Consider the following 24590-nt stretch of genomic DNA (forward strand, 5'->3'; position numbering starts at 1 on the left):
TTCGGCAGGATGGGTGCCCGTGAGCGCTGAACGGCACGGGCACACCCACCGCCTCGACCTCGCCGACGCCACCGTGCGGGAGTGGGACGCGACCGTTGTCGCGGCCGACCCCGAGCAGGGCATCGTCCTCGACCGCTCCGCCTTCTACCCGGGCGGCGGCGGGCAGCCGCCGGACGAGGGCGTGCTGCTGTGGGGCGGCGTCCGCACCCGGATCGCCGGCACCCGCAAGGGCGACGAGCTGTACCTCATCCCGGTCGAGGGCGACCCGGTGCCGCCGCCGGGCACCGCCGTCCGCGGGGCGCTCGACGACGAGCGCCGGACCGCGCTCATGCGCACCCACTCGGGGCTGCACGTGCTCACCGGGGTGGTGCTGCGCGACTTCGGCGCCAAGGTCACCGGCGGCAACATGGAGCCGCTGACCGCGCGGATGGACTTCGACCTCGCCGAGGTGCCGGCCGACTTCAAGGACCGCGTGGCCGAGGCGGTGAACGCCGAGATCACCGCCGACCGGCCGATCCGGGTCCGCACGCTCCCGCGTGAGGAGGCCTACGCCATCCCCGACCTCATCCGGACGGCGACCGACCTGCTGCCGCCCGACATCGAGCAGGTGCGGATCGTCGACATCGTCGGTCTCGATCTGCAGGCCGACGGCGGCACGCACGTCGCCTCGACGGCGATGGTCGGCCGGGTCGAGGTGGTCAAGATGGAGAGCAAGGGCCGCGGGTTCCGCCGGCTGCGCATCCGCGTCGTTTAGTCCGGCGAGGTCCCGGTACGCCGCGTTGCCGTGATCGACGAGCGGTCCGGATGGAGTCGTTCTAGTCTGCGTCCGTGCGGAAGGGGACTTCCACACGGGGGTCGGTGAGCAGCGCCGGAGTCGCTGGCTGGTCCCGTCGGGTCCTCTTCCTGATCGGCCTGGTGGCCGGCGTCTACGCGCTCCTGCTGATCGCGTCCGCCACGGCCCGTGCCGATGACCCGCTCGCTCCGGCGGGCTCCTTGGTCGGCGGGCCGGTCGAGGAGGTCGGCGCGACGGTCGACGAGGTCCCCGTCGAGCCCGTGGTCGAGCCGGTCGCGGAGGTCCCCGCCGCGGCGCCTGAGCCCGCTCCCGCGCCTGAGCCGGCTCCCGCGCCTGAGCCGGCTCCCGCGCCTGAGCCGGCTCCCGTGCCTGAGCCGGCTCCTGTGCCCGAGCCGGCTCCTGTGCCCGAGCCGGCTCCCGTGCCCGAGCCGGCTCCTGTGCCTGAGCCCGCTCCCGCGCCTGAGTCCCCTCCGGAGCCGGTCGCGGACGTCCCCGCGGAGACGCCTGAGCCGGTGAGCGAGGCGCCTGTTCCGGTCGTCGAGGACGTGGTCGCACCGGTGGTGGAGCCGGTTGCGGACGTTCCCGCGGAGACGCCCGAGCCGGTGAGCGAGGCGCCTCTGCCGGTCGTGGAGGACGTGGTCGCACCGGTGGTGGAGCCGGTTGCGGACGTTCCCGCGGAGACGCCCGAGCCGGTGAGCGAGGCGCCTCTGCCGGTCGTGGAGGACGTGGTCGCACCGGCAGTGGAGACGGTGACCGAGCCGGTCGCGCCGGTGGTGGCTCCAGTGGTCGAGACCGTGACGGAGCCGGTGGCGCCGGTGGTCGAGACGGTGACCGAGCCGGTGGCGCCGGTGGTCGAGACAGTTACGGAGCCGGTCGCGCCGGTGGTGGCTCCAGTGGTCGAGACCGTGACGGAGCCGGTGGCGCCGGTGGTGGCGCCGGTCGTCGAGACGGTTGCTGAGCCGGTGTCGCCGGTGGTGGCGCCGGTGGTCGAGACCGTGACCGAGCCGGTCGCGCCGGTGGTGGAGCCGGTGACCGAGCCGGTGCCGCCGGTGGTGGCTCCAGTGGTCGAGACCGTGACCGAGCCGGTCGCGCCGGTGGTCGAGACGGTGACCGAGCCGGTGGCTCCGGTCGTCGAGACGGTGACCGAGCCGGTCGCTCCGGTGGTCGAGACCGTCGTCGAACCCGTCGTGGACACCGCGACGGAGCCGGTGGCTCCGGTCGTCGAGACGGTGACCGAGCCGGTCGCTCCGGTGGTCGAGACCGTCGTCGAACCCGTCGTGGAGACCGTGACAGAGCCGGGGGCTCCGGTCGTGGAGACGGTGACCGAGCCGGTGGCTCCGGTGGTCGAGACCGTCGTCGAACCCGTCGTGGAGACCGTGACAGAGCCGGGGGCTCCGGTCGTGGAGACGGTGACCGAGCCGGTGGCTCCGGTGGTCGAGACCGTCGTCGAACCCGTCGTGGAGACCGTGACAGAGCCGGGGGCTCCGGTCGTCGGGACGGTGACCGAGCCGGTGGCTCCGGTGGTCGAGACCGTCGTCGAACCCGTCGTGGAGACCGCGACGGAGCCGGTGGCTCGGGTCGTCGAGACGGTCACCGGACCGGTGGCTCCTGTCGTCGGGGTAGTCCCGCCTCTGGTGGGGACGGTCGTCGAGCCGGTCGTCCCGGTGGTCGAGGACGTCATCCCGCCGGTGGTCGAGGTGGTCACCGGTCCTGTGGCTCCGGTGGTCGATGCGGTGGTCGAGCCGGTGACGCCGGTGGTCGAGCCGATCACGCAGCCGGTCGCTCCGATCGTCGAGGCGATCGTGGAGCCGGCCGCGCCGATCGTGGAGACGGTGACCGAGCCGCTCGTCCCTGCTGTCGAGAACGTCGTCCCGGTCCTGGGACCGGTCACTCCCGTCGTCGAGGACGTTGCCGCACCGGTGATCGGGACCGTGGTCGACCCGGTCGCGCCCGTCCTCGAGACGGTCCTCGATCCTGTCGCGTCTGTCGTCGAGACGGTCACCGCGCCTGTCGTGCCGGTGGCCCAGGTCGTCAACGGGGCGGTCGGCCCGGTCATCGACACGGTGGTCGAGTCGGTGACGCAGCCGCTCGTGCAGGTGGTCGAAGCCGTCGCGCCCGTGGTGGAGACCGCCGTCGAATCCGTGGCGGTGGCGGAGGCCGTCACGCCGGTGACCGAGCCGGTCGCCGCCGAGGCCGAGGCGGTGACCACCGCGGTCGCCGGCACCGCCACCGCGCAGGTCACGACCTCGTCCTCGGCTCCGGTCGCCAAGACCGCCCCCGCGGTCGGGACCGCAACTACCCAGACCGCGCGGGCCACCGGACTCGCCGTCGCCCCGGCGACCGTGGCCGTCCTGCTGACCGCCCCTCAGGCCGAGTGCGGCGCGGCCGACGACGCCACCGAGACCTCGGCGACCACGGTCACGCAGCGGCAGCGGTCCACCGTCCCGCGGCCCGTCGACCCGGCGCTCGAGGACGACCTCCCCACCGAGCCCACGGCGCCGGTGGCGCCCGAGCCGCGGCCGATCGCGCCCCCGGCGCCCACCATGTCGGCCTCGACCTGGCTGACCACCCTGGCCGCGATCTGCCCGTCGGGCGTGCCGGCCACCGCCCTCTGCACCGCCCCGGCGCCGACGTCGGCCTCCGCCGCCGTCGCCGCCGTCCTGCGCGACCCGTCCTTCTCTCCCGACTGACCTCCCTGCCAGGCGCGCACCAGCCGCCGGCCGAGGTCGGGGATCTCTCCCGCACCGCACCGCCGACTGGGCGCTGCCTTCCCGGGCGTGACCCCGATCTGGCCACCGCTGGGCCGGGGCCACCGGGCGGGGAGGTATCGGGGATGGGGGTTACGCGCACCGACCGGTCGCGCGGCACCCCTGACCTCCCCGCCCGACACTCCGGACGACGGGGGCGGTGGCGACACCGGCGCCCCCGCCCCCGTCGACCGATCCGACCCGTGACATCCGCAGGACGCCGGACGGCCACGTGCGCGACACGTCCGTGTGTTAGTCATGACGTCATGACGACTTCGTGCGCACTGCGCCCGCTGCCGGACCGCGCCACGCTCGTCGACGTGCACGGTTCCCGGTTCCTGCTCGAGTGGCTCGACCGGGACACCCTCGCCACCGCCGCGGCGACGGCCCGGTGCGCGGCCGAGGTCGACCGGGCCGAGGACCGCGCGGTGAGTTGAGGCGCGGGGATCACTGGTGTCCGGTCGACCTGTCGGGCACGGTGCCGCTCGTGCTCCCGTGGATCGTGATCGCCCTGGTCCTGCTCGTGTCCACCGCCATGTTCACTGCCGCGATACGCGCCGCCCGGCGGGGCGGGCCCCGGCGCTCCGGCGGTGACGGCGGGGGCTGGTACGGCGACGGCGGCGGCTGGGGCGACGGCGGACACCACGGCCACCATGACGGCGGTGGCTGGGGCGACTCCGGTGGCGGTGGGGGAGACGGCGGCGGAGGGGGCGGCGGCGGGGACTGACCCGCGCGCGGACCCCTGGCGCCCCGGCCCGCGGTGCGGCACGGTGCCCGCCCGTGGCCGCGCTCTCGATCCTCGCCTTCGTGGCGATGGCGATCTACTGCATCCTGTCCTGGCAGCGTCCGCGGCCCGGTGCCGGCGACGGCAGCTGGTCCGGGGGCGACGGGGTCGACAGCGGCTCCGACGGCGGCTCAGACGGTGGCGGGGACGGCGGCGGCGGGGACTGACCCCGGAGTCGGAGGGCTCTGTCGTCCGGCTCGTGCGCGCGGGACCTTCGCGCCATGACCGTGATCGTGGTGTTCGCGGCTCTCGCGGTGGTCCTCGTCCTGCTCGTCGCGCTGCACCGGTACCGCACGGGTGCCGGGGAGTGGCGTGGTGACGACCACGGCCTCGGCGAGTGGGGCGGGCGCCCCCACCCGTCCCGCTTACCGCTCGGCGGCAGGGCGAGCGGCGACGCGGGCGGTGGCTTCGACGGTGGCGGCGGAGGCGACGGTGGCTGAGACCCGGCCACGCCGAGGGTGCTGTCCGGTCCGCCGACCCCTCGGCACCGCGTGCCGGTCAGCGGCGCTCGTCGTCGGGCCGGTGCCCGATGCCGCCGGGGCCGTGCGACGCCGGCACCTCCTCGCCGGCGGCCACGGGCCCGGGCGGGGTGCCGTCGCCGAAGGGTGAGCCGCCGAGCGCCTCGCGCCCGTGCGGGGTCAGCCAGTTCGACGTGTCCGGGCCCATCGGGATGACCTGCGTCGGGTTGATGTCCGCGTGGACGACGTAGTAGTGCTCCTTGATCTGCGGGAAGTCGGTGGTGTCGCCGAACCCTGGCGTCTGGAACAGGTCGCGCGCGTAGCCCCACAGCGCCGGCATCTCGGACAGCTTCTGCCGGTTGCACTTGAAGTGGCCGTGGTAGACGGCGTCGAAGCGGGCCAGCGTGGTGAACAGCCGGACGTCGGCCTCGGTGATCGTGTCACCCATGAGGAAGCGCCGCGTCGACAGCCGCTCCTCGAGCCAGTCCAGCGCCGTCCACAGCCGGTCGTAGGCCTTGTCGTAGGCGCGCTGCGAGCCGGCGAAGCCGCACCGGTACACGCCGTTGTTGACCTCGGTGTAGACGCGCTGCATCACCTCGTCCATCTCGTCCCGCAGGTGCTCGGGGTAGAGGTCAGGGGCGCCGTCGCGGTGGTACTTGGTCCACTGCGTGGAGAAGTCGAGCGTCATCTGCACGAAGTCGTTGGTGACGACGGCCTTCGTCGGGACGTCGACCATCGCCGGCACCGTGATCCCGCGCGGGTACTCCGGGTCGCGGGCGAAGAAGGCCTCCTGCAGCCGTTCGTAGCCGAGCACCGGGTCGCGCCCGCCCGGGTCGAGGTCGAAGGTCCAGCTGCGCTCGTCGTGCGTGGGCCCGCAGATGCCCATCGAGATGACCGGCTCGAGGCCGAGCAGCCGGCGCACGATCGCGGCGCGGTTGGCCCAGGGGCAGGCGCGGGCGATGACCAGCCGGTAGCGGCCCGGCTCGACCGGCCAGTCGCTCGAGCCGTCGGCGGTGATCCGGTCGGTGATGTAGTTCGTGTCGCGCTTGTACTCCTGGCCGTTGCTGACGTAGCCCGATCCCTGGTCGTCGCTCACACGATCAACTCTCGCCGACCGCGCCCCCCGCCGCCCGGCGGACCGGGGTGACCCGCAACTCCTGCCCCAGGAGTGCCGGTGGAGGTCCGCGCTCGCTCGTGCTCTGCCCACACCGGCGGGGCAGAGCACGACTGCGCGCGGGACTACAGCCGGGACGTCGTCGCGTCGTCCTCCTCGCCGCTGAAGTACCGGTCCAGGACGGCACGGAACACCGGCTGGTCGGGGTCGGCGTGCGCGAACAGCGTCATCGACGAGCGCAGCTTCACCGCGTCGGTCGACCCGAGCACCGCGGCGGCGTCGGAGCCGGGCAGCTCGGTGAGCGCCTGCGCGGACTCGACCAGCCGCGGGCCGAGCACCGGGTGGGCGAGGTAGGCGCGGGCCTCGTCGAGCCCGGAGATCGCGAACCGCTGCGCCGTCGCGCTGCGGCCGAGACCGGCGACCTGCGGGAAGACGAACCACATCCAGTGGCTGGTCTTGTGCCCGGCGCGCAGCTCGGTGAGCGCCTGCGCGTAGGTGTCGGTCTGCGCCTCGACGAAGCGGGCCAGCCGGTACGGGTCGTCGGTCATGCGCAGGGGCTTTCCCCCGGCCCGCCGGGCGACACCCGGGGGCCACGCTCGCGCGCCGCTGCCGCGCGACGCCGGCGGGGAGCTACCCCGGGACGACCGTCACGGGGCAGCGGAGGCCGGGCGCCCGCGCGAGGCGCCCGTCGGCGGTGACGAGCGGACAGCCGAGGGCCTCGGCCAGCGCGACGTAGGTGGCGTCGTACGCCGTGAGGTTCTCCCGCAGCTGCCAGACGCGGTCGAGCAGACCGGTGACGGGGTGCCGGGCGGCCCCGAGGCGGCGCCAGGTGTCGAGGGCCGCCCACCCCTGGCCCGGCGTCACGGAACCGGCCGCTGCGGCCCGCCGCAGCGCGCTGGCCGCCTCGACGTCGACCAGGTGCGGCACCTGGATCCGCTCCCGCCCGAGCAGGTCCCGGGCGGCACCGGCGTTCAGCAGGCCGGAGACGACCGCCGAGGCGTCGGCGACGATCACCGCCCTGCGCGCTCGGCGTCCAGGTCCGCGACGACGTCCCCGGCCGGGACCCCGAGGTCGGGCAGCACACCGAGGAGCGCCGGGTTGTCCGCGCGGCGGGAGGCCTCAGCCAGCTCCCGGACGGCCAGCGCACCCACGGACGTCGCCTCGCGGGCGGCGAGCCGCTCCAGCCGCTCGACGACGTCGTCCGGGACGTTCCGGAGGTACAGAGTCCTCATGTCGCAGGATGCTAGCAAGCTGCAAGCAACTCGCGGACGGCTCAGGCGGCGCCGGCCTCCGCGCCGTCGTGGTGGGCCTTGGCCGCCTCGGTGAGCGTCCGGGCGATGGCCCGCACGGCGGCGCCGGTGACCGGGGCGCGGCGCCGCTCCAGCCGCTCCGGCGCGCTGCGCCGCTCGCGCGGTGCGGGGCGCGGGGCGGGGACGGTGGCGGGACCGGACTCCCGGGGCGGGAGGGTGTCGCGGCACCAGCGCTCGCAGTCGGCCAGCAGGTTCCCGGTGGTGAGGGGAGCGGCCATGACCGTCTCGAGCCGGGTGCGGGGGTGCATGCGGTCCTCTCGTTCCGGGCCGTGGTCGCGCCCGTTCCCTACTGGTATCGGCAGACCGGGCGTCAGGCGGAACGGCGCGCCGGTGCGGCTGTTGATCATCGTCTGCGCGCCGCCCGCACCGGCGTGTCGGCGCGTGTCGCGTGCACTCATCCGATGATCAACAGGGCGGCGGCCACCGTCCCGACGCCACGAACGGAGGAGTCACGCGCCACAGCACTTGAGACGTCGTCCGGGCCGCCGATCCTCCAGACGCAACAGGCGGACGTTGAGGGGATCGACATGCCGTTGACCGTGGAGGAGCTCCGGGCCGGTGTCGCGTACTGGCGCGGGACGCGTTGGCCGAAGGACTTCCACAACGACTTCTACTCCCGACTCGCAGCGGAGAACCCCCGTGGTGACTTCAGCGAGGCGTGGTGGAGCGGCTTCCTGCCGCACCTGAAGGCGTGGAAGGCAATCCGCCCGGCCAGCCCGAGCGGCGTGACCGCGAGGGTTCACGAGGCCCTGCCGGCATTGCGGGAGAGATGGAAGACCTCCTGCGCGCAGGTTGAGGACCGCGACGTGGCGGAGGTGTGCTGGGAGGACGTCGAGGACTTCGTGACCGTGGTCCGGCCGCTCAAGCAACGCCGGCTCCGGGCTGAGCCGGTGCGGTCGCCCGTGTTCACGGCGAAGTTCTGCCACTTCCTCCTCCCCGCGGTGTTCCCCGTCGTCGACAGGGCAGCCATGGGCCTTCCCCACGGCTACGACTACCGGGCGCACTTCGAGGCCGTGCAGCGGGAATGGGCGTCCACCTCGGAGGCGGTGCAGAAGGAACTCGACACGGTCCTGCGCGACCAGGTCGGCGCACCGCTCACCGCGGGGTACCCGCTCACGAACAAGGTCGTCGAGCTCTGCCTCATCGGTCGCCACCGCCGATGACCGGCGTCCCTGCGCTCGAGCCGGTCGTCGCGAACGTCGTCGGGGACGCCACGCTGTTCGAGCCCGGGCGGAAGCTGACCACCCTGGGGAAGTGGTTCCTGACCCGGGACGGCGGGACCCTCGTCCTCGCGGTACCGCCTGGTCGGCCTCTGGAGGACGTGAGCACGGCAGTCGCACATGCCGTGGCGTGGCAGGGCGATCGCACCCTGGCGCTCCTGGTGCCGGCCGCCGCGGTCCCCTCGATCGCCGCCCGTATCGCCTTCCTGGCGACGGAGGTCCGGCTCTGGGCCGTCGCGGACGATCTCACGACGTCGTCCGTGGCGATCCCGTCGGTCGAGGAGGCCGTGTCCGAGGCCCAGGGGCGGGGGCTCCGCCGAGAAGGGACGCACGACCTCGGTGAGCGGTCGACGTGGGTGACCGACCTCGTGGACGCGGCCGACCGTCACTGGGCACTGGACCCTGCACACCGTGGCAGCTACCTGGCATGGCACTGCGCGGGCCGCCAGGTGCTCAAGATGATGAGGCAGAGCGGTGGGGTCCTGGTGCAGGCGGGCGTGCAGTACCGCGAGCCGCCGGCCGACCGTCCTCCCTTCACGGAGGTCCTGCCGGGTGCCCCGACGAGCGTCCAGCGAGCTCGCATCGAGGCTGCGGTCGCGACGGCGGTCCAGGACCGGCTCACCGGGCGCGACGAGACCCACGTCGAGCACCAACTGCAGGCAGCCCTGGCTGCTACGCGGCTGACGGGTCTGGGAGTCACCCACTTCGAGCGCGAGTACCCGGCGTGGCGGGGCGACGGCGCACCGGGGTTCATCGACTTCCTCGGACTCGACCCGGAGGGTCGGTTCCACGTCATCGAGACGAAGATCGGCTCGGACCCGATGCTGGTGTTCCAAGCTCTCGACTACGCCGTCTGGGTGCGTGCCCACGCTCCGGCCATCCGCGCGGACCTCGGCTGGCCGGCCGGGGACGACAGCGTCGTCCATCTAGACCTCGTCGTCGCCCCGAAGACGTCCCGGGGTCGGACCAGGCCGGCGATCGGTCCCTACACGGCAGGACAGCTGACGGCACTCACCGCTGACGTGCCCTGGCAGGTGCACGTGGTCGACGACGCCAGTGCTGCGGTGCCGAGCCTCCTGAGCCTGCCGGCCCGCACCCTGCCCGACGTGGCCTCCGGCTCGATCGCCGCGCCGATCACCTCCACGACGCGAGGTGGCCCGAGCACCAGGTGACGGACTCCGGTGTGAGCCGGAGGAGGTCGGCGGGCGCAGGCCCGCCGTGCCCGACGCGTCCGACGGTCACGCCGGCAGCAGCGCCTCCAGGCCCTCGTCCGACTCGGCGGCGAGCGCCCGGCCGACGGCGACCGCGTGCGTCATCCGCAGCGAGCCGGACAGCCACAGCAGGATGTCGTGCAGCCGCACCCGGCCGAGGGGCCGGCCGAGCAGCCGCGCCGTCGCCGTCTCCAGCGCGGCGAACGCGTCGGCGTTGGCGGTGAGCTCCCGGTGGACGATCGCCGCGGGCCCGCTGTCGCCCTCGCGCAGGTGGCCCCACAGCTGGCGGCGGGTGTGCCCGTCGGTCAGCGGCACCAGCGCGGGGGAGCGGTGGTGCAGCGCGGCGACGACGTGCCGCGCCCCCGGCCCCTCGGTCGCCGACCGCAGCGCCGCCCCGACCGTGCCCGGCTCCATGAGCACCGAGAACTCGTCGGCGGGCAGCTCCCACAGCGGGCGCCCGGCCGCGCGGTCGACCGCGGTGGCGTAGTCCGCCCAGACGTCGTCGAGCCGGCCGCGCACCTCGCGCCACCCCGCCGGGTCGAGCCGGCCGTGCAGGCCCTCGGCGAGCAGGACGTCGCGGTCGGTGGGGCCGTCGGCTGCCTCGGGCCGCTGGGCGTCGAAGCGGTCGAAGGGGTACGCCAGCACCTGTACCCACCGGCCCTGCGGCACGCTGGGCGAGCGGAAGAAGAGCGGACGGCGGCCGCGGGCGTACCCGAGGACGGCGGCCAGCGCGGTGGCCAGCGGGATCGGGTCGGGCCCCGCGCTCGGGAGCACGAGGGCGAGGGCGTCCGGTCCTCCCGACACGGGCCCATTCAACTCCGTCCGCGGCTCAGCGTGGCCGCAGCGGGAGCACCTGCGCCGGGGGAGCGGCGTCGTCGTCGCCGGCGCCGTCGTCGGGCAGGTGCAGGCGGCGCGGGTCGGCGACGTCGAACACCCGGCGGAAGGTGTCCACGGCGAGCGCGGCGGCGTCGCGGGCGTCGTCCGGGTCGACCGCGCCCACCGGCGTCCCCGCGCCCGGGTACCAGGTGACGCTGTAGTTGGGGGAGCCGCCGTGCGGGTCGATCGGGTCCCAGCCGACGGCGTGGATCCGCTCGTCGAGGACGGCGGCGCGCGGCGCGAGGTCGTCGAACAGGCGCGGGTCGCAGCACTCGCCGAGCAGGTCCCTGCCCTCGTTCACGAACTGCACGTAGGCGCCGTCGGGGACCTGCGCGATGACGAACCCGCCGTCGCCGAGGCGCTCGAGCAGGCCGGCCAGCCGGCGGCGGAACGGTTCCCACAGGGCGGCGTCGCGGTCGTACCTCGGCACGCCGCTCATTCTCGGGGACGGCGGCGGTCTGCCCTGGCATGACGATCGACCTGGGACCTGCAGCGGCCGCCACGGCGGGGGTCGTGGCCGGGATCCGCGACGACCAGCTCACCGCCCCGACCCCGTGCGAGGGGACGACCGTGGCCGGGCTGCTCGGCCACCTCGCCGGGCTCGCCTACGCCTTCCGCATGGCCGCGGAGAAGACGCCGGTCGACGGCACCGCCTCCACCGACCCGACGCACCTGCCCGCCGACTGGCGCACCTTCATCCCCGCGCAGCTCGACGCGCTGGCCGTGGCCTGGCGCGACCCCGCGGCGCACGAGGGGATGACGGCGGCCGGCGGTGTCGAGATGCCGGGCGAGGTCACGGCCGTCGTCGCGCTCGACGAGGTCGTCGTCCACGGTTGGGACCTCGCCGCCGCCACGGGGCAGCCGTACGCGGTCGCCGACGGCGACGCCGACACCTGCCGCGCGTTCGCCGAGTCCTTCGGCGACGACCGCCCGCCGGGTCTGTACGGCCCGGTCGTGCCGGTGCCCGCCGACGCCCCCGCGCTCGACCGCCTGCTCGGCGTCACCGGCCGCGACCCGGGCTGGAAGCCGCCGGCCTAGCCGATCCGCCAGAGCACCGGCTCGCCGCGGCAGTCGCTGACCACCGACGCCCGGCCGGACCCGTCGACGTCGGACCCGTCGACCGCGCCGCCGTCGCACAGCTCCACCTCGGCGACCACCTCGCCTTCCGCCAGGTCGACGGTGCGCTGCAGCACCCGCGGCACCTCGCCGTCGGCCACGGTGTCGACGAGCGTGGCCGTGTCCCCGTCGACCGTCACCAGCGCCGGCAGGTCACCGGGCACGGTGGCCAGGACCTCCGAGCCGCGGGTGATCGAGACGTCGCCGGACCCGCCGACGGTCGCGTAGACGTCGCCGTCGACGACGGCCAGCGGGCCGGCGGCACCCGGGCCGACCGGCACCTCGCCGACGATCTGCAGCGCGGCGTCGACGATGACGGCGGACGCGCTGCGCCCGGTGTCCGTGGCGACGACGACCATGCCGTCCCCCGAGGTGTGCAGGTCGCGCGGCGTGCCGGGCAGCGCGACCTCGCCGCGGACGACGCCGTTCTCGGGGTCGACGGCGACCAGCCGGTGCGCGCTGTCGATGCCGCTGAGCGCGAGGAGCAGCACGCCGTCCATGACGACGGCGTCGAGCGCCGCGACGTCGGCGGCACCGAGCGTGCCGACCGGCTCCGGCGCGTCGACGCGCCGCAGGTCCGCCTCGACGAGGGCGACGCGCCCGGCGGCGAACCCGACGACCACCACGCCTTCGCCGTCCGCGGCGATGCGGGTGAGGCCGGGCCGCTCGGAGTCGAGGCCGCGGAGCGGGACGGCGGTGACGGTGCCGTCGGCGGCGACGTCGGCGAGCGTGAGCGGGCCGCCGGGCGGCGCCAGCAGCGCGACCGACCGGCCGTCGGCGGTGGCGGCCACGTCGAGCACCTCGGCGTCCGCGCCCGCGACGTCGGTCAGCGACACCGTCGTCGGCCCCGGGATCGCCGTGCCCGCCACCGCCCCGCCACAGCCGGTCAGCAGGAGAGCGGCGAGCACGAGCCCGGGGCTGGGGCGCATGTCGGCAGAGTGTGACCGGGGCCTTTAGCCGCGACAAGGAGTCGCAGCGCGGCGTCGTGCGGGCGGCTGTCCGCTGAGCTGGTCAGTCGTAGGGGTTCGTGAGGACGGCGCTGGCCTCGACGACGTCGAAGGTGACCGGCGGACCGTCGGTCGTGGTGGTGCCGGGGACGTCGGCCGGCGCGCTGCCGTCGACCGTGAACGTGGCGCCCCAGGTGACGGTGAGCGAGGCGGTGTAGGTGCCCGAGCGGTACAGGTGCTCGGTCGCCTGCTCGGGATAGGCCCCGCCGGGGACGGTGGTGGTGAGCGTGGGCGCGGCGGGGTCGCCGGTGCGCCAGGTGTAGCGCTGGGCCTCGGCGACGATGACGACGGCGTAGCCGCGGACGTCGACGGTGAAGGTCTGGGTGGTCGGGGCGTCGGTCCAGAAGACGACCGGGAGTCCGGACAGGCCCCGGCCCGGCGGCGCGTGCGAGGTGGTCAGCTGCGGCAGCGGCAGTCGCTGGAAGTAGGCGAACACCTCCTCCGGCGATGGCGGCGGGTTCAGCGCGGTGATGTCGATGCACGCCGTGCGGAGCGTTGTCCAGGAGCCGAGCAGGTCCCCAGGACCGAAGCCAGGGGTCACCGGAATCACGGCTGTGCCATCCGCACGTACAACGGGCCGCTGTTGGACGGAGAGATAGCGCATGACCTGCCCGGGGTCGGCGGGGCAGTCCTGAAAGTCGATGGCCGTGCAGGCGCCCTCGCGCTCGTCAGTCAAGGCGCAAGGCTGAATCAGTCGCCAGACGTAGTCCACGGCAGCGGCCCCACCGCCGCTCACCAATTGGTTGACCGCTCCGCCGGAGTACTCGACAGAGGCCGCTCCGTCAGCCACACCGGTCGAGCCGCAGTCGTCGAATGAACAAGCCAAGGATGACGACCCGACCGAGGCCGTCATCCACACGACCAACACAAGGGCTGCGGTGATCACCGCGAAAGGACGTCTCATCCGAGCTGGAAGGACGTGACCCGCCATGAGCGGGCGCTCTCGTCCCACTCGAGGTAGAGACCCGAGGACAGCCGCGGCGCCGGATCGGGCTGTGCCTCAAGGACTGCACCCGAGCCGTCAACCAATGAGACAGGCTCTCGACGCGCACTGAAGGAGTACTGCGCGATTGGGCCGTCGAGTGCGGGCTGAGCTACGGCAGTGATGGTCACCTCCCCGCCGACGTACCGATTTCCTGCAGCGGCCGCCTCGTCATAGTTGTTGGCGATGCGCCGGCACTCGTTGCACTCAGGCCCGAGGTCGCGTAGGGGCTGCCCGGCGGGGATGGCGCGCTGCCGGTTCAGCAGGTCGATCCAGTAGCGGAGGAAGGCCTCGGCGCCGGCGGCGTCCTGGGTGCGGGCCTCGGGCGGCACGGGGAAGTCGGCCGGGCCCACCACGGGCAGCGCCTCGGTGCTGGGCGCGGGCGCCGACGTCGTCGGCAGGCTCGTGCTCGGTGCCTCGTCGTCGTCACTGGCCGCGCAGGCGGGCAGCAGCAGCGTCGCGCCGAGGACCACCGCGATGAGGCTCGTCCGTCCGGTGCCGGGATTCCGCACGATCGCGGACGATAACCAGGACAGCGCCGCTCCGGATCGCACCCTGGGGACAACCCACCCGAACGGCTACCCGAGCACGAACGCGGTGGTCGACGAGTTGTCCCCTCCGACGCACGCGCCGATGACGGTGAGCCGGTCGCCGGTGAGCGCCACCCGGCCGAAGGTGCCCTGCCCCTCGCACAGCCGGCCGGCCGCGAGCTGCTCACCGCTGGACAGGTCGAGCGTGATCGCGCCGGACTCCACCTCGAACCCGGCCACCGCCAGGTAGGCGACCCGCCCGTCGGGGGAGAGGGCCAGGTCGGCCGGGGCGCGGTCGGTGCCGGGGATGGGGTGCGCGGCGGTCACCTCGCCGTCCTCGACGACCGTCACGCGGAACGGGTCGTCGCCGTGGACGGTGAGCGTGACGACCGCGTCGCCGTCGTCGGTCAGCCGCAGTGCGGACGGGATGCTGGCCGGGCGGTCGGAGGCCAGCTCGACGAGCTCGGCCTGCCCCAGGTCCTCGCTCCAGGTGCCCAGGACGGCGACGTCGGCAAGGTCGAGCGCGCGGGCGTCGCTCATGAGCGCGACCGGCCCGTCCGGTCCGGCGGCGAGGACTTTCACCGCGAGGCCAGGATCGAGGTCGGCGGTCGCCTGCACCTCGCCGGTAGCGGGGTCTATCGCGGCCAGCCGGCCCTCGGCCACCACGTACAGCCGCCGGCCGTCGGGGGAGAGCGCGGCGGCCTCCCCGTCGACGCTGAGCTCGACGATCCCGCCACCCACGGTGGTCGACCGGCCCGGGCCGAGGACGAGGACGGCGCCGTCGGGCCCGACGAACAGCTGCTCGCCGGCGCCGTCCAGCCGTTGGACGTCCCCGAGTCCGTCTTCACCGACCGGCGCCAGGTAGGTGACGGCCGGGTCGGCGCTGTCGGCGAGGAGGACGAGCGCGCCGTCCGGACCGGCCTCGAGGTCCACGACGTCCACCCCGGCGGGTGCGACGGCGTCCAGGTCGGTGGTGCCCAGGAGCTCGGTGAACGTCGTCGGCGCGGGGCTCGGGTCACCTTCGACGTCGGTGCACCCCGTAGCCAATAGCGCGACAAAGGCGAGGATCGCGGTGCGGCGGGCGGGCATGCGAGAGCTCCGGAGGTGGGGAGCCGAGTGTGCGACCGGCCCGCGCAGGGCGGCAACACGGCGCCGTGGTCTGATGCCTGCGGATGGTCCCCCGGGCCCGCGGGCCCCGATCCGGAGGTGCACTCGTGGCTGACGCCGAGGTCCTGCTCGAGGTCGACGGCGGCGTGGCGGTGGTGACGCTCAACGCGCCCGACCGCCGCAACGCGCTGACGCCGCAGATGGCCGGCGAGCTGATCGACGTCTTCGACGAGGTGGACGCCAGGCCGGAGGTCGGGGCGCTCGTCGTCCGGGCGGTGGGCAAGTCGTTCTGCGCGGGCGGCGACGTCGCGACGCTGACGAACGCCGGCAAGGACCCGGCCGCGCCCGACGCCTACGAGGGCATGGGCCGCATCTACGACTCCTTCTACCGGCTCGGCCAGGTCAAGGTGCCGACGATCGCGGCCGTCCGCGGGTCCGCCGTCGGTGCCGGGATGAACATGCTGCTGGCCGCCGACCTGCGGATCGTCGCGGACGACGCCCGGCTGCTAGCCGGCTTCCTCAAGCGCGGCCTGCACCCCGGCGGCGGGCACTTCGTCATCCTGTCCCGGCTGATCGGCCGCGAGGCCGCCGCGGCGATGGCGCTGTTCGGCGAGGAGATCAACGGGACCAAGGCCGTGGAGCTGGGCCTGGCCTGGGAGTCGGTCGAGGACGCCGCCGTCGAGGACCGCGCGCTGGAGCTGGCCCGCCGCGTCGCCGCCGACCCGGAGCTGGCCCGGGTGGCCGTGGACAACTTCCGCAGGGAGGTCGTCAACGGCGCGGTGAGCTGGGAGGTCGCCACCCAGTTCGAGCGCCCCGCGCAGATGTGGTCGATGCGCCGGTCGTCCCAGGGCTGAGACCGCTCACACCGCCTCGGGGACGTGCAGGTGGGCGAGGACGAGGTCCATCTCGGCGACGTCCACGATCTTGGCGCCCAGGGCCTGCGCGAACTGCTCGCGCAGTGAGCGGGCGTGCCGGCGCACCAGCCCCGCGGCGTCGCGGTCCTCGAAGCTGGTGACGCTGACCGTCCGGCCGAGGCGCCGGTCGACCAGCATGCTGACGCTGCAGAAGCCGGGCAGCTCCTGGAGCTTGGGCAGCAGGTTGTGCCGGTAGGCGTCGAGCAGGCCGTCGAGGTGGTTCGGTGCGATGCGGGCCCAGGTGACCTGTGCGCCGGCGCCGTCCCCGGCCGGACGGTCCCGGTGCAGGACCGCGATGTCCCACTCCTGGACGTCGGCGTGCCCGCCGCCGAGGACGTGCAGCAGGCGGTGCTGCACCGTGCGGTCCTCGGCGGCGGTGGCGCGCATCGCCTGCTCGTCCCTCCAGGCGGTCGCGACGATGCAGCGGCCGCTGTCGCGGTCGGCGAGCATGGAGAGGCCGACGCAGCCGTCGGTGTTCTGCACCGTGGGCAGGACGTCGTCGCGCACGTAGTCGATGGCGGCGTCGATGTCGGCCGTGTGGCCGCGGATGCTCGTGGACCGTGCGTGCATGGGCCGCTCTCCTGACCTGGCGGGAACGCCCCTACGGCGTTCCCGGCCCAGCCTGTCGGCGCTCGGTGCGCGAGGCAATGGCCCAGCTGCCGGGCAACCTCGCCGGGCCGGCTCACCTCAGTGGACGGCGCGCTCCTGCCCGGCCCAGAAGGGCTCGCGCAGGGTCCGCTTGAGCACCTTGCCGACGGGGGAGAGGGGCAGCGCGTCGACGACGTTCATCGACCGCGGCGTCTTGTATCCGGCCAGCCGGTCGGCGCAGAAGGCCCGCAACTCCTCGAGGGTGACGGCGGCGCCGGCCGCCGGGACGACGACGGCGTGCACGCGCTCGCCCCACGTCTCGTCGGGGACCCCGATGACCGCGCAGGTGGCCACCGCCGGGTGCTGGGCCAGGACGTTCTCCACCTCGACGGAGTACACGTTCTCCCCGCCGGAGATGATCATGTCCTTGATGCGGTCGGTGATGTACACGTAGCCCTCGTCGTCCATCCAGCCGGCGTCGCCGGTGTGCATCCAGCCGCCGCGCAGCGCCTCGGCGGTCTCCTCCGGCCGGTCCCAGTAGCCGAGCATCACGTGACCGCCGCGGACCACGATCTCCCCGACCTCCCGGCGGGGGAGCTCGGCGTCGTCCGGGCCGACGACGCGCACCTCGGCGTGTGGGGCGGCGCGCCCGACGGAGCGCCGGTGCGCCGGGTCCTCGTGGTCCTCGGCGGTGAGCAGGGTGGCCACCGGGGCGACCTCGGTCATGCCGTAGGCCTGCAGGAAGCGGGCGTTGGGCAGGGTCTTCATCACCCGGCCGAGCAGGGCGTCGGACATGGGGGAGGCGCCGTACCCCACCCGGCGGACGCTGCTCAGGTCGAACTCGTCGACCCGCGGGTGGTCGACCACCAGCTGGATCATCGTGGGGACCAGCAGCAGGTCGGTGACGCCGTGCTCCTGGACGGCGGTCAGCACGGCGACCGGGTCGAACGCCGGGATCATCACCTGGGTGGCGCCGATCACCACGGCGCCGACCCAGTTGGAGAAGGCGGCGAGGTGGAACATGGGCGCGGAGTGCAGGCCCACTCCACCGGGCGGGAAGTGGTTGGCGACCAGCGCGCCCATCGACGACGTCAGCAGGTTGTCGTGGCTGAGCATGACGCCCTTGGACCGGCCGGTGGTGCCGCCGGTGTAGAAGACGCCGGCCAGCTGGTCGCCCCCGCGGCGGGCGTCCTCGACCGGCTCGTGCCCGTCCACGAGCTCCTCGAACGCGAGCATGCCGTCGGGGGTTGGGCCGTCGCCCGCGTGCACGAGGTGCTCCAGGCGCGGGTGGGCCGCCCGGATGGGCTCGGTCCACGCGGCGAAGACGTCGTCGACGACGAGGACCCGGGCGTCGACCTCGGCGAGGGAGTCGGCGATCTCGGGGACGCTCCACCGGATGTTGACCGGGACGACGACGCCGCCGGCCCACAGCGTCGCGCCGAGGAACTCGTGGAAGCGGTCGGAGTTCAGCGACAGGATCGCCGCGCGCTCGCCGTCCCGGATCCCGAGCTGCTGGAGTGCGGCGGCCAGGCGGGCGATCCGGTCGACGGACTCGGCGTGGGTCCGGGTGCGGCCGGCGCAGACGGTGGCGATCTCGTCCGCGCGTTGCTGGACGTGGCGGTGCAGACCCTGGGTGACGTACACGGTGCCGACCTCCCGCTCCGGGTGGGATCCGGAGCGTCGCGACGACGGGTTCTGCGGCGGAAGAGGCGGACGGCCCCTTTCCCGGTCGAGGATGGATCCGTGCCGCAGCGTGTTCCGTCGATGACGCTCGGCCACTAGGGTCGCCGCGCGTGAGCGCCGCCGTCCCGACGCCCCGCCTGCCCGACTCCGTGCCGGTCGACGACCCGCTGCCCGATCCGCGGCCGGCTGTCGCCGAGGCGGCCCGGCTGGCCGCGATCGCCAGCTACCGGCTGCCAGGGCACGCCGGGGTGTCCGACCTCGACGCCGTCGTCGCGTACATGGCGCGGACGGTGGAGGCGCCGATCGCGGTCATCAACCTGGTCGGCCCGGACGAGCAGTGCTTCCCGGCCGAGCGGGGCGCGGGCGCGCCGTACTCGTACGTGCCCGACGAGCTGTCGTTCTGCGCGTACGTGGTGGCGCTGCGGGCGCCGTTGCAGGTGGCCGACGCCGCCGAGCACCCCGTGTTCCGCGACAACCCGGCCGTGGCGGCCGGCGCGATCCGCTCCTACCTCGGGGTGCCGCTGATCGACGAGGACGGATTCGTCCTCGGCTCGCTCGGCGTCTTCGACGACGAGCCGCGGGCGTTCTCCCTGGCCGAGCAGGAGCTGCTGGAGAACCAGGTGCGGCTGGTGCGCAGCGTGCTGTCGCTCCGGCGGCAGGTGGCCGCTCACCTGTGGGACGGCGAGCTGCTGGCCGCGCAGGGCCGGACGCTGGAGACGGTGGCGGCCGGCCTGCCGCTGGAGACGGTGCTCGAGACGCTGGCCTCGTCGACGGCGGGGCTGGCCGAGGAAGCGGACGCCGACCAGGCGGTGCGGCTGCAGGAGACGGTCGACCGGCTCACCGCGGTGGCGACCAAGGCCGACGGCTGGCGGCAGGCGCTGCTGCGGTCGGCCCGGCAGGATCCGCTGACCGGGCTGGCGAACCGCAGCCACCTGCTCGACACCGGCCCTGCGGCGCTGGCAGTCGGGGGAGCGGTGCTGTTCGTGGACGTGGACCGGTTCAAGGAGGTCAACGACCGCGGCGGGCACGCGGTGGGGGACCAGCTGCTCGTCCGGCTCGCCGACCGGCTGCGCCGGCACGTGGAGAGGGAACTGCCGGGGGCGGTGGTCGGCCGGCTGGGTGGGGACGAGTTCGTGGCGGTCCTGCCTGGGGTGGACACCGCAGCGGCGGAGGCCATCGGGCACGGGCTGGCCACCGTCCTGGTGGACGAGGTCGAGGTGGGCCGGCGGACCGTGCGGGTGTCGGCCTCCATCGGGCTGGCGATGGCCTCCGCCGGGACGACGCTGGACGAGGTGCTCTCGCTGGCGGACCGGGCGATGTACGGCGCCAAGGAGCGCGGCCGCGGCGTCCTGCACATGGTGGAGACCTAACGCAGCCCCTGTGCCGACCGCGGACATCGCCCGCGTTAAACGGATCGCGCCCTACTAGAGCTTACGGTGGCCCCATGCCGAGGCGTAGCAAGGCGGACGTGCCCAACCGGATCGTGCGGATCTTCCTCGAGCACGCCGGCGAGCAGTACGACCGCAGCCGAGGCTTCAAGCCCTACAGCAAGCTGACCGAAGAGCTGCTCGACTACTTCGGGCGCGAGTGCGCCTACTGCGCTGCGCAGCACGGACCACTGGTTGAGGAGCATGTCGTGCCGATCAACCGGGAGAGTGTCGGGCTGCACGCCTGGGGCAACCTCGTGCCGGCCTGCAAACCCTGCAACGCCGCGAAGCGGAGCTTTCCGTGGAAGCAGCACATGGCTGCGCTGCCGCTGTCGAACGCCGTTAGAGCCGAGCGGACCGACCGCATCGCGGCCTTCATCGCCGAGTACCGCTACGAGCCGGACGTGGAGCAGCTCCGGCTGATCGTGTCGAAGCTGTATGACCTCTCCGACCGGCAGACCCGTGGGCTGCTCGAGTTCGGCCTGCTCGCCTCCGCCGGGGTCCTCCAAGGCCTGCACGGGCCGGCGCCGGTCGTCGGCGACCTGACGCCTTCCACCTGAACGCCGCCCGGAGCTGTGGTGATCAACCCCTAAGAGTTCGAGGCCACCGCGTGTCCCGGGTGCGCGTGAGACCGAGCTCGGTGTGTCGCACGAGGCCGGCCCATTGGCCACGTCGCCGTCACTACGGCGGTCGTATGTTCGACAGGTGGTCGGAGGTAAGTCGGGGCTGAGGCGCAATGGCTGACCGACCTCCCGCCCGTGATGCGCAGGTGAGCCGGCAGATGCAGCGGATGCCCCGACGGGACACAGGTCCAGAGGTGGCCCTACGGCGGGAGCTGCACGCGCGGGGACTTAGGTTCCGGAAGGAGTTCCAAGGCCTGCCGGGTCGTCCGGACATCGTCTTCACGCGAGCTCAACTAGCTGTCTTCGTCGACGGCTGCTTCTGGCACCGATGCCCGCTCCACTCCACCCGCCCGAAGACAAATGCCGCATGGTGGGAGGCCAAGCTCGACGCCAACGTGGCAAGGGACCGCAGACAGGACCGGCAGTTGGCCGATGCCGGCTGGACCGTCGTACGGGTCTGGGAGCATGAGCCCGTCGACATCGCCGGTGACCGGATCGAGGCGGTGTGGCGAACGTTGCGTGGCGAGCCGCCGCGGTCCTGAGCTCGCCGTGTGAGAGCCTGGACGGGATCCATAGGTGCAAGGAGTGCATGTGTCCGCGAGTCGGCATCGATCCGTAGCTCCGTCAGCGGCCCGTCTCACCGAGTCGCTCAGGGACATCGGTTACGACTTTCCCTCGGCTGTAGCCGATCTTGTGGACAACAGCGTGATGGCCGGCGCCGAACGTGTTGACGTGGTGGTCCGATTCGATGGCGTGAACTCCACTGTCTTCATCTGTGACGACGGGGCCGGGATGAGTCCAAATGGCCTCGTCGAGGCTCTCCGTTTCGGCAGTCGACGGGCCTACGGATCGAGTGACCTCGGCCGGTACGGCCTCGGGCTCAAGACGGCATCGCTCTCTCAGTGTCGCAGCGTCACCGTTGTGAGCCGTCGCGTACCGAACGGCCCAGTTGCCTCGCGTGAACTGAACCTTGACACCATTGTCGAATGGGACGACTGGCTCATCACCGCTCCGGAGAAGTCCAGGACGGCGGATGTGCGGGCGCTCCTCGGTGAAGATCGAGGTACGGTCGTCGTGTGGCGGAACCTCGACCGAGTCCTGCCTGAGAAGAATCCCGATGGCGGATGGGCCAGGCGGCGCATCGAGTTGTTGGCCAAGAAGACGGCGGACCATCTGCGGATGGTGTTCCATCGATTCCTGGAGGGTATCGCCGAGCGACGCTTGGTCATCACCGTGAACGGGGAAAAACTCGAGCCGTGGAACCCGTTTGCGGTCGATGAGGAACACGCGCTGCGACTGCCCACACAGACCTTCGAGCTAACCGCCGGTGAATCTCTAGGGCGCGTGCGCCTCGACCGATTTGTTCTCCCGGCAAAGGACGACTTCAGTACCTTGGCCCGCTTTGACGAACTCTCGGGACCGCTCAAGTGGAATCGCCAGCAGGGCCTCTACATCTACCGAGGTGACCGGCTCGTGCAGTGGGGAGGTTGGGCCGGCCTTCGAGGTATCGATGAGCACCTCAAGCTGGCGAGAGCCTCGCTGGACTTTGACACCGAGCTCGACGACCTCTTCCAGATCAACGTCGCCAAGATGCGCGTTTCAGTTCCTGCTCAACTCAAGCAGCTACTCGAGCGTCCCATCAACGAGCTGTGCATGGCGGCGAACCAGAGATACCGCGACCGCGCGGGCGGGGTTCAAGGGGCCAGTCGGGCTGACCGTTCCAACGCTGTGGCCGGTGAGCTGCCGCCGATGACGGGGCTCGCGTTGCGAAGCGCAGCATTGCAGGCAGGGGAGTACGAAGCGTTCAAGCGCATCGCGCAACAACTCGAGGCCGTTGCGCCCGATGTATGGCGAGCGCTCGGCTTCGCATCTTCATGACCAACGGGGGTAGTGCAATTTCCCTTCAGGAACAGCAGGAAGAGGTTGGCCAGACGTTGGGTACGGAACCTGCGCGGGCCCCTTATGGCGTCAAGCTCGTCCGCGGCCCCTTTGTCAAGCTGCCACCGCATCCCGAGCGCGCAACCACCCGCGAAGAGCTGATTGCGATCGTTGACCGTCTGCGAGAGCAAGAGCCGGAGGCCCGCCTAGTGGCGGACCTGTTCAGCGGCGCCGGAGGGATCGGCCTGGGACTGGAGCGATCCGGCTTCCGCAGTGTGGTAGCCGTCGACCACTACCCCGAGGCCGTCGAGACCCATAGGCACCATTTTCGGGGCATGAGCCTCGACTGGGATCTCGCGGATGTCGAGCGCATCGAGGAGCTGGCCGATCTCTTGGCTGCAATCCAAGTCGACTTGATCGCCGGTGGGCCGCCGTGCCAACCCTTCTCCAAGGCTGGGCGTTCCGGCATTAGACACCGAGTGCGGCATGGGCTACGCGACCCGCATGACCAGCGAAGGGACCTGTGGCGGTCGTTCCTCGAGGTCGTTCAGTTGGTGCGACCCCCTGCCGTTCTTATGGAGAACGTCCCCGACATGGCGCTCGACCGGGAGATGTTCATCCTCCGGTCGATGGTGGAAGAGCTCGAGGACCTCGGCTACGGCGTCGAGGAACGGATCGTGGACACCTGGCGGTACGGCGTTCCACAGTTCCGGCAGCGTCTGATTTTGGTCGCCCTACGGGACGGGCTCGCCTTCCAGTGGCCGACGGAATCCGCCGAACGCGTCTCCGTGTGGAATGCTATCGGTGACATGCCTGAAGTCGACGGAGGCTGGCGGCCTGAAGGTGGTGCCGATGGCTGGGCGGAGTACGACGGCCCGCTGACGTCGTTCCAGCATCGAATGCGTGAGGGAATCCCGGCGTCGGAGGCGTCGCGACTGTACGACCACATCACCAGGCCTGTGCGTGAAGACGACGCCCGAGCTTTTGAACTGATGGACTCGTCGACGCGCTACTCGGACCTCCCTGCAGAGATGAAGCGCTATCGCGACGACATCTTCGATGACAAGTACAAGCGTTTGGACGAGAACGACCTGTCGCGGACGATCACCGCGCACATCGCCAAGGACGGTTACTGGTACATCCACCCTCGTCAGGGGCGCACGATCACCGTCCGTGAGGCGGCGCGGCTTCAGACCTTCCCGGACTGGTACCGGTTTGCAGGGCCTCCGTCAGCGGCCTTCAAGCAGATCGGCAATGCGGTACCGCCGCTGCTGGCCGAGCACCTCGGCCACGCACTCAACCGCGCGCTCGATGCAAAGGACAAGGCCCACTCCTCCACCAGAGCGGTTGCAGCCGCGCTCTCGGACTGGTTTTCGGAGATCGAGCCGAGAGGAGTCCCCTGGCTGAGTGCCACCACGAGGTGGCAGGTCGTCTCGGCGGAGCTCCTGCTCGACCGAGCCACAGCCGACGTCACGAAACTTCTGTGGCCGATCCTTCGCGGATGGGAGACACCCGAGTCGACGCAGGACAGCGACGAGGCGCTTCGTGAAATCGGGACCCACATGGGCCGGGGGCCACGTGCTCTCCAAGTCCTTGAGCTCGCGGACTGGCTCTCGGAGCACCCAGGCGCCTTGGAGGAGGCCGAGGCATCCTCGGGTCCCATCCCAATCGCGCCCTCAGCAGCGCTCGAGCTGGCCTCACTTGTAGTTCCCGTGGCTGGTGACGAAGCGTCGGAGGAACCGGTGCTTTCCACCAAGGGTGTTCTCCGAGTGGCTGCGCGAGTCAGCGGTGACAACGTAGACCGCAAGAACCGTCTGACCGACGGCCGCATGGCAGTGGCCCGGATGATCGGTGGTGGTTCGAACGCACGTGCCGCACACCTAGCACTGATCGAGGTAGCCGCGAGCATCTGCCGACCCACAGAGCCGCTCTGCGACATGTGTCCCCTGCAGAAGCTGTGCGTCAGTTCGCGAGCTGATGAGCGGCGGGCGTCCATGCTCTTCTAGCTGTACTGACTGGGACGTTGGCTGAGGGCATGTGACCACGGGATCCAGCTGAGGGATCTTGTGGATGCATGCCCTCCGGACGTGGAGTAGAGCTGCTGAAGGCGACCACGACACGCACCCGGAGATTTTGGGGCTCCACGCTGATGCCGTCCTGACCCCGCGCCTGCGCCTGGCTCGTCTGGTCGTCGGAACTCGTGGCCCCGAAGCCGGGCCGCG

Annotated in this window: 27 protein-coding genes; 14 read left to right on the top strand and 13 right to left on the bottom strand. The window is 72.5% G+C overall.

The features are described 5' to 3' along the window. Positions 1–19: 19 nt before the first annotated feature. The 5 genes from ACI798_RS01905 to ACI798_RS01925 all read left to right on the top strand — a co-directional run bounded on the left by ACI798_RS01905 (position 20) and on the right by ACI798_RS01925 (position 4764). Entirely contained in the window at positions 20–754 is a 735-nt protein-coding gene (locus tag ACI798_RS01905; RefSeq protein WP_456939605.1) for an alanyl-tRNA editing protein, read from the top strand. Between the two features lie 731 nt (positions 755–1485). Then, positions 1486–3483: a hypothetical protein gene (locus ACI798_RS01910; RefSeq protein WP_457047053.1), complete on the top strand. Its 1998-nt coding sequence runs from the start codon at positions 1486–1488 to the stop codon at positions 3481–3483. 323 nt (positions 3484–3806) lie between these two features. Next, a complete protein-coding gene (locus tag ACI798_RS01915) occupies positions 3807–3977 on the top strand; it encodes a hypothetical protein (RefSeq protein ID WP_456939607.1) in 171 nt (56 codons plus the stop codon). Positions 3978–4320: 343 nt separating this feature from the next. After that, complete coding sequence (locus ACI798_RS01920) at positions 4321–4491, top strand: hypothetical protein (protein WP_457047054.1); 171 nt, start codon at positions 4321–4323, stop codon at positions 4489–4491. Between the two features lie 54 nt (positions 4492–4545). Beyond that, entirely contained in the window at positions 4546–4764 is a 219-nt protein-coding gene (locus tag ACI798_RS01925) for a hypothetical protein (RefSeq protein WP_457047055.1), read from the top strand. 58 nt (positions 4765–4822) lie between these two features. Here the strand turns inward: ACI798_RS01925 and ACI798_RS01930 are convergent, their stop codons facing one another. From ACI798_RS01930 to ACI798_RS01950, 5 genes are all read right to left on the bottom strand, one after another. Beyond that, positions 4823–5878, bottom strand: coding sequence for a glutathione S-transferase family protein (locus ACI798_RS01930; protein ID WP_457047056.1), 1056 nt, complete (start codon positions 5876–5878; stop codon positions 4823–4825). Between the two features lie 143 nt (positions 5879–6021). Continuing rightward, positions 6022–6444, bottom strand: coding sequence for a DUF1810 domain-containing protein (locus ACI798_RS01935; RefSeq protein WP_457047057.1), 423 nt, complete (start codon positions 6442–6444; stop codon positions 6022–6024). Positions 6445–6526: 82 nt separating this feature from the next. Continuing rightward, on the bottom strand, positions 6527–6910 hold the full coding sequence (locus ACI798_RS01940; RefSeq protein WP_457047058.1) for a type II toxin-antitoxin system VapC family toxin: 384 nt from the start codon (positions 6908–6910) through the stop codon (positions 6527–6529). Then, on the bottom strand, positions 6907–7128 hold the full coding sequence (locus ACI798_RS01945) for a hypothetical protein (RefSeq protein WP_456939614.1): 222 nt from the start codon (positions 7126–7128) through the stop codon (positions 6907–6909). Before ACI798_RS01945 ends, ACI798_RS01940 begins: the two co-directional genes overlap by 4 nt. 41 nt (positions 7129–7169) lie before the next feature. After that, entirely contained in the window at positions 7170–7454 is a 285-nt protein-coding gene (locus ACI798_RS01950; protein WP_456939615.1) for a hypothetical protein, read from the bottom strand. A gap of 153 nt (positions 7455–7607) precedes the next feature. Between ACI798_RS01950 and ACI798_RS01955 the strand changes: the two genes are divergently transcribed. Both ACI798_RS01955 and ACI798_RS01960 read left to right on the top strand, forming a co-directional pair. Then, positions 7608–8369 (top strand): hypothetical protein, encoded by a 762-nt coding sequence (locus tag ACI798_RS01955; protein ID WP_457047059.1) that lies wholly within the window; start codon positions 7608–7610, stop codon positions 8367–8369. Continuing rightward, entirely contained in the window at positions 8366–9598 is a 1233-nt protein-coding gene (locus tag ACI798_RS01960) for a hypothetical protein (RefSeq protein WP_457047060.1), read from the top strand. Before ACI798_RS01955 ends, ACI798_RS01960 begins: the two co-directional genes overlap by 4 nt. Positions 9599–9664: 66 nt before the next feature. On the opposite strand, the gene ACI798_RS01965 is transcribed toward ACI798_RS01960, so the two are convergent. Next, complete coding sequence (locus ACI798_RS01965) at positions 9665–10441, bottom strand: hypothetical protein (protein WP_457047061.1); 777 nt, start codon at positions 10439–10441, stop codon at positions 9665–9667. A gap of 25 nt (positions 10442–10466) precedes the next feature. Continuing rightward, the gene (locus ACI798_RS01970) at positions 10467–10943 is read right to left on the bottom strand and encodes a TY-Chap domain-containing protein (RefSeq protein WP_457047062.1); all 477 of its coding nucleotides are present in this window, start codon (positions 10941–10943) and stop codon (positions 10467–10469) included. Between the two features lie 38 nt (positions 10944–10981). Between ACI798_RS01970 and ACI798_RS01975 the strand changes: the two genes are divergently transcribed. Next, positions 10982–11551, top strand: coding sequence for a TIGR03086 family metal-binding protein (locus ACI798_RS01975; RefSeq protein WP_456939620.1), 570 nt, complete (start codon positions 10982–10984; stop codon positions 11549–11551). Here the strand turns inward: ACI798_RS01975 and ACI798_RS01980 are convergent. From ACI798_RS01980 to ACI798_RS01995, 4 genes are all read right to left on the bottom strand, one after another. Then, positions 11548–12558: a hypothetical protein gene (locus ACI798_RS01980; protein ID WP_457047063.1), complete on the bottom strand. Its 1011-nt coding sequence runs from the start codon at positions 12556–12558 to the stop codon at positions 11548–11550. The genes ACI798_RS01975 and ACI798_RS01980 overlap by 4 nt on opposite strands. Before the next feature lie 82 nt (positions 12559–12640). After that, complete coding sequence (locus ACI798_RS01985) at positions 12641–13186, bottom strand: hypothetical protein (RefSeq protein ID WP_457047064.1); 546 nt, start codon at positions 13184–13186, stop codon at positions 12641–12643. Positions 13187–13536: 350 nt separating this feature from the next. After that, positions 13537–14130: a DUF6318 family protein gene (locus tag ACI798_RS01990; RefSeq protein WP_457047065.1), complete on the bottom strand. Its 594-nt coding sequence runs from the start codon at positions 14128–14130 to the stop codon at positions 13537–13539. A 66-nt stretch (positions 14131–14196) separates the two neighbouring features. Next, entirely contained in the window at positions 14197–15237 is a 1041-nt protein-coding gene (locus ACI798_RS01995) for a hypothetical protein (protein WP_457047066.1), read from the bottom strand. A gap of 125 nt (positions 15238–15362) precedes the next feature. On the opposite strand from ACI798_RS01995, the gene ACI798_RS02000 reads away from it, so the two are divergent. Continuing rightward, a complete protein-coding gene (locus tag ACI798_RS02000) occupies positions 15363–16109 on the top strand; it encodes an enoyl-CoA hydratase/isomerase family protein (RefSeq protein ID WP_457047067.1) in 747 nt (248 codons plus the stop codon). 6 nt (positions 16110–16115) lie between these two features. On the opposite strand, the gene ACI798_RS02005 is transcribed toward ACI798_RS02000, so the two are convergent. Both ACI798_RS02005 and ACI798_RS02010 read right to left on the bottom strand, forming a co-directional pair. Continuing rightward, positions 16116–16739, bottom strand: a complete 624-nt coding sequence (locus ACI798_RS02005; protein WP_457047068.1) for a hypothetical protein — start codon at positions 16737–16739, stop codon at positions 16116–16118. A gap of 117 nt (positions 16740–16856) precedes the next feature. Then, entirely contained in the window at positions 16857–18401 is a 1545-nt protein-coding gene (locus ACI798_RS02010; protein ID WP_457047069.1) for an acyl-CoA synthetase, read from the bottom strand. A gap of 149 nt (positions 18402–18550) precedes the next feature. On the opposite strand from ACI798_RS02010, the gene ACI798_RS02015 reads away from it, so the two are divergent. The 5 genes from ACI798_RS02015 to dcm all read left to right on the top strand — a co-directional run bounded on the left by ACI798_RS02015 (position 18551) and on the right by dcm (position 24374). Beyond that, the gene (locus ACI798_RS02015) at positions 18551–19810 is read left to right on the top strand and encodes a diguanylate cyclase domain-containing protein (RefSeq protein ID WP_457047070.1); all 1260 of its coding nucleotides are present in this window, start codon (positions 18551–18553) and stop codon (positions 19808–19810) included. Positions 19811–19908: 98 nt separating this feature from the next. Next, the gene (locus ACI798_RS02020; RefSeq protein ID WP_457047071.1) at positions 19909–20427 is read left to right on the top strand and encodes an HNH endonuclease; all 519 of its coding nucleotides are present in this window, start codon (positions 19909–19911) and stop codon (positions 20425–20427) included. Between the two features lie 176 nt (positions 20428–20603). Beyond that, entirely contained in the window at positions 20604–21032 is a 429-nt protein-coding gene (locus ACI798_RS02025; protein ID WP_457047072.1) for a very short patch repair endonuclease, read from the top strand. A 49-nt stretch (positions 21033–21081) separates the two neighbouring features. Beyond that, on the top strand, positions 21082–22368 hold the full coding sequence (locus ACI798_RS02030; protein ID WP_457047216.1) for an ATP-binding protein: 1287 nt from the start codon (positions 21082–21084) through the stop codon (positions 22366–22368). Further along, the gene (gene dcm, locus ACI798_RS02035; protein WP_457047073.1) at positions 22365–24374 is read left to right on the top strand and encodes a DNA (cytosine-5-)-methyltransferase; all 2010 of its coding nucleotides are present in this window, start codon (positions 22365–22367) and stop codon (positions 24372–24374) included. The genes ACI798_RS02030 and dcm overlap by 4 nt, the downstream gene beginning before the upstream one ends. Positions 24375–24590 lie beyond the last annotated feature (216 nt).

It is taken from the genome of Geodermatophilus sp. SYSU D01045 (genome assembly GCF_054050295.1).

Excerpts from the sequence above, each read along its gene's own strand:
- ACI798_RS02005 (WP_457047068.1), bottom strand. The coding sequence starts at position 16,739 with ATGCACGCACGGTCCACGAGCATCCGCGGCCACACGGCCGACATCGAC.
- ACI798_RS01975 (WP_456939620.1), top strand. The coding sequence starts at position 10,982 with ATGACGATCGACCTGGGACCTGCAGCGGCCGCCACGGCGGGGGTCGTG.
- ACI798_RS01980 (WP_457047063.1), bottom strand. The coding sequence starts at position 12,558 with ATGCGCCCCAGCCCCGGGCTCGTGCTCGCCGCTCTCCTGCTGACCGGC.
- ACI798_RS01960 (WP_457047060.1), top strand. The coding sequence starts at position 8,366 with ATGACCGGCGTCCCTGCGCTCGAGCCGGTCGTCGCGAACGTCGTCGGG.
- ACI798_RS02025 (WP_457047072.1), top strand. The coding sequence starts at position 20,604 with ATGGCTGACCGACCTCCCGCCCGTGATGCGCAGGTGAGCCGGCAGATG.
- ACI798_RS01945 (WP_456939614.1), bottom strand. The coding sequence starts at position 7,128 with ATGAGGACTCTGTACCTCCGGAACGTCCCGGACGACGTCGTCGAGCGG.
- ACI798_RS01915 (WP_456939607.1), top strand. The coding sequence starts at position 3,807 with ATGACGACTTCGTGCGCACTGCGCCCGCTGCCGGACCGCGCCACGCTC.
- ACI798_RS01925 (WP_457047055.1), top strand. The coding sequence starts at position 4,546 with ATGACCGTGATCGTGGTGTTCGCGGCTCTCGCGGTGGTCCTCGTCCTG.
- ACI798_RS01955 (WP_457047059.1), top strand. The coding sequence starts at position 7,608 with ATGATCAACAGGGCGGCGGCCACCGTCCCGACGCCACGAACGGAGGAG.
- ACI798_RS01995 (WP_457047066.1), bottom strand. The coding sequence starts at position 15,237 with ATGCCCGCCCGCCGCACCGCGATCCTCGCCTTTGTCGCGCTATTGGCT.
- dcm (WP_457047073.1), top strand. The coding sequence starts at position 22,365 with ATGACCAACGGGGGTAGTGCAATTTCCCTTCAGGAACAGCAGGAAGAG.
- ACI798_RS01935 (WP_457047057.1), bottom strand. The coding sequence starts at position 6,444 with ATGACCGACGACCCGTACCGGCTGGCCCGCTTCGTCGAGGCGCAGACC.
- ACI798_RS01950 (WP_456939615.1), bottom strand. The coding sequence starts at position 7,454 with ATGCACCCCCGCACCCGGCTCGAGACGGTCATGGCCGCTCCCCTCACC.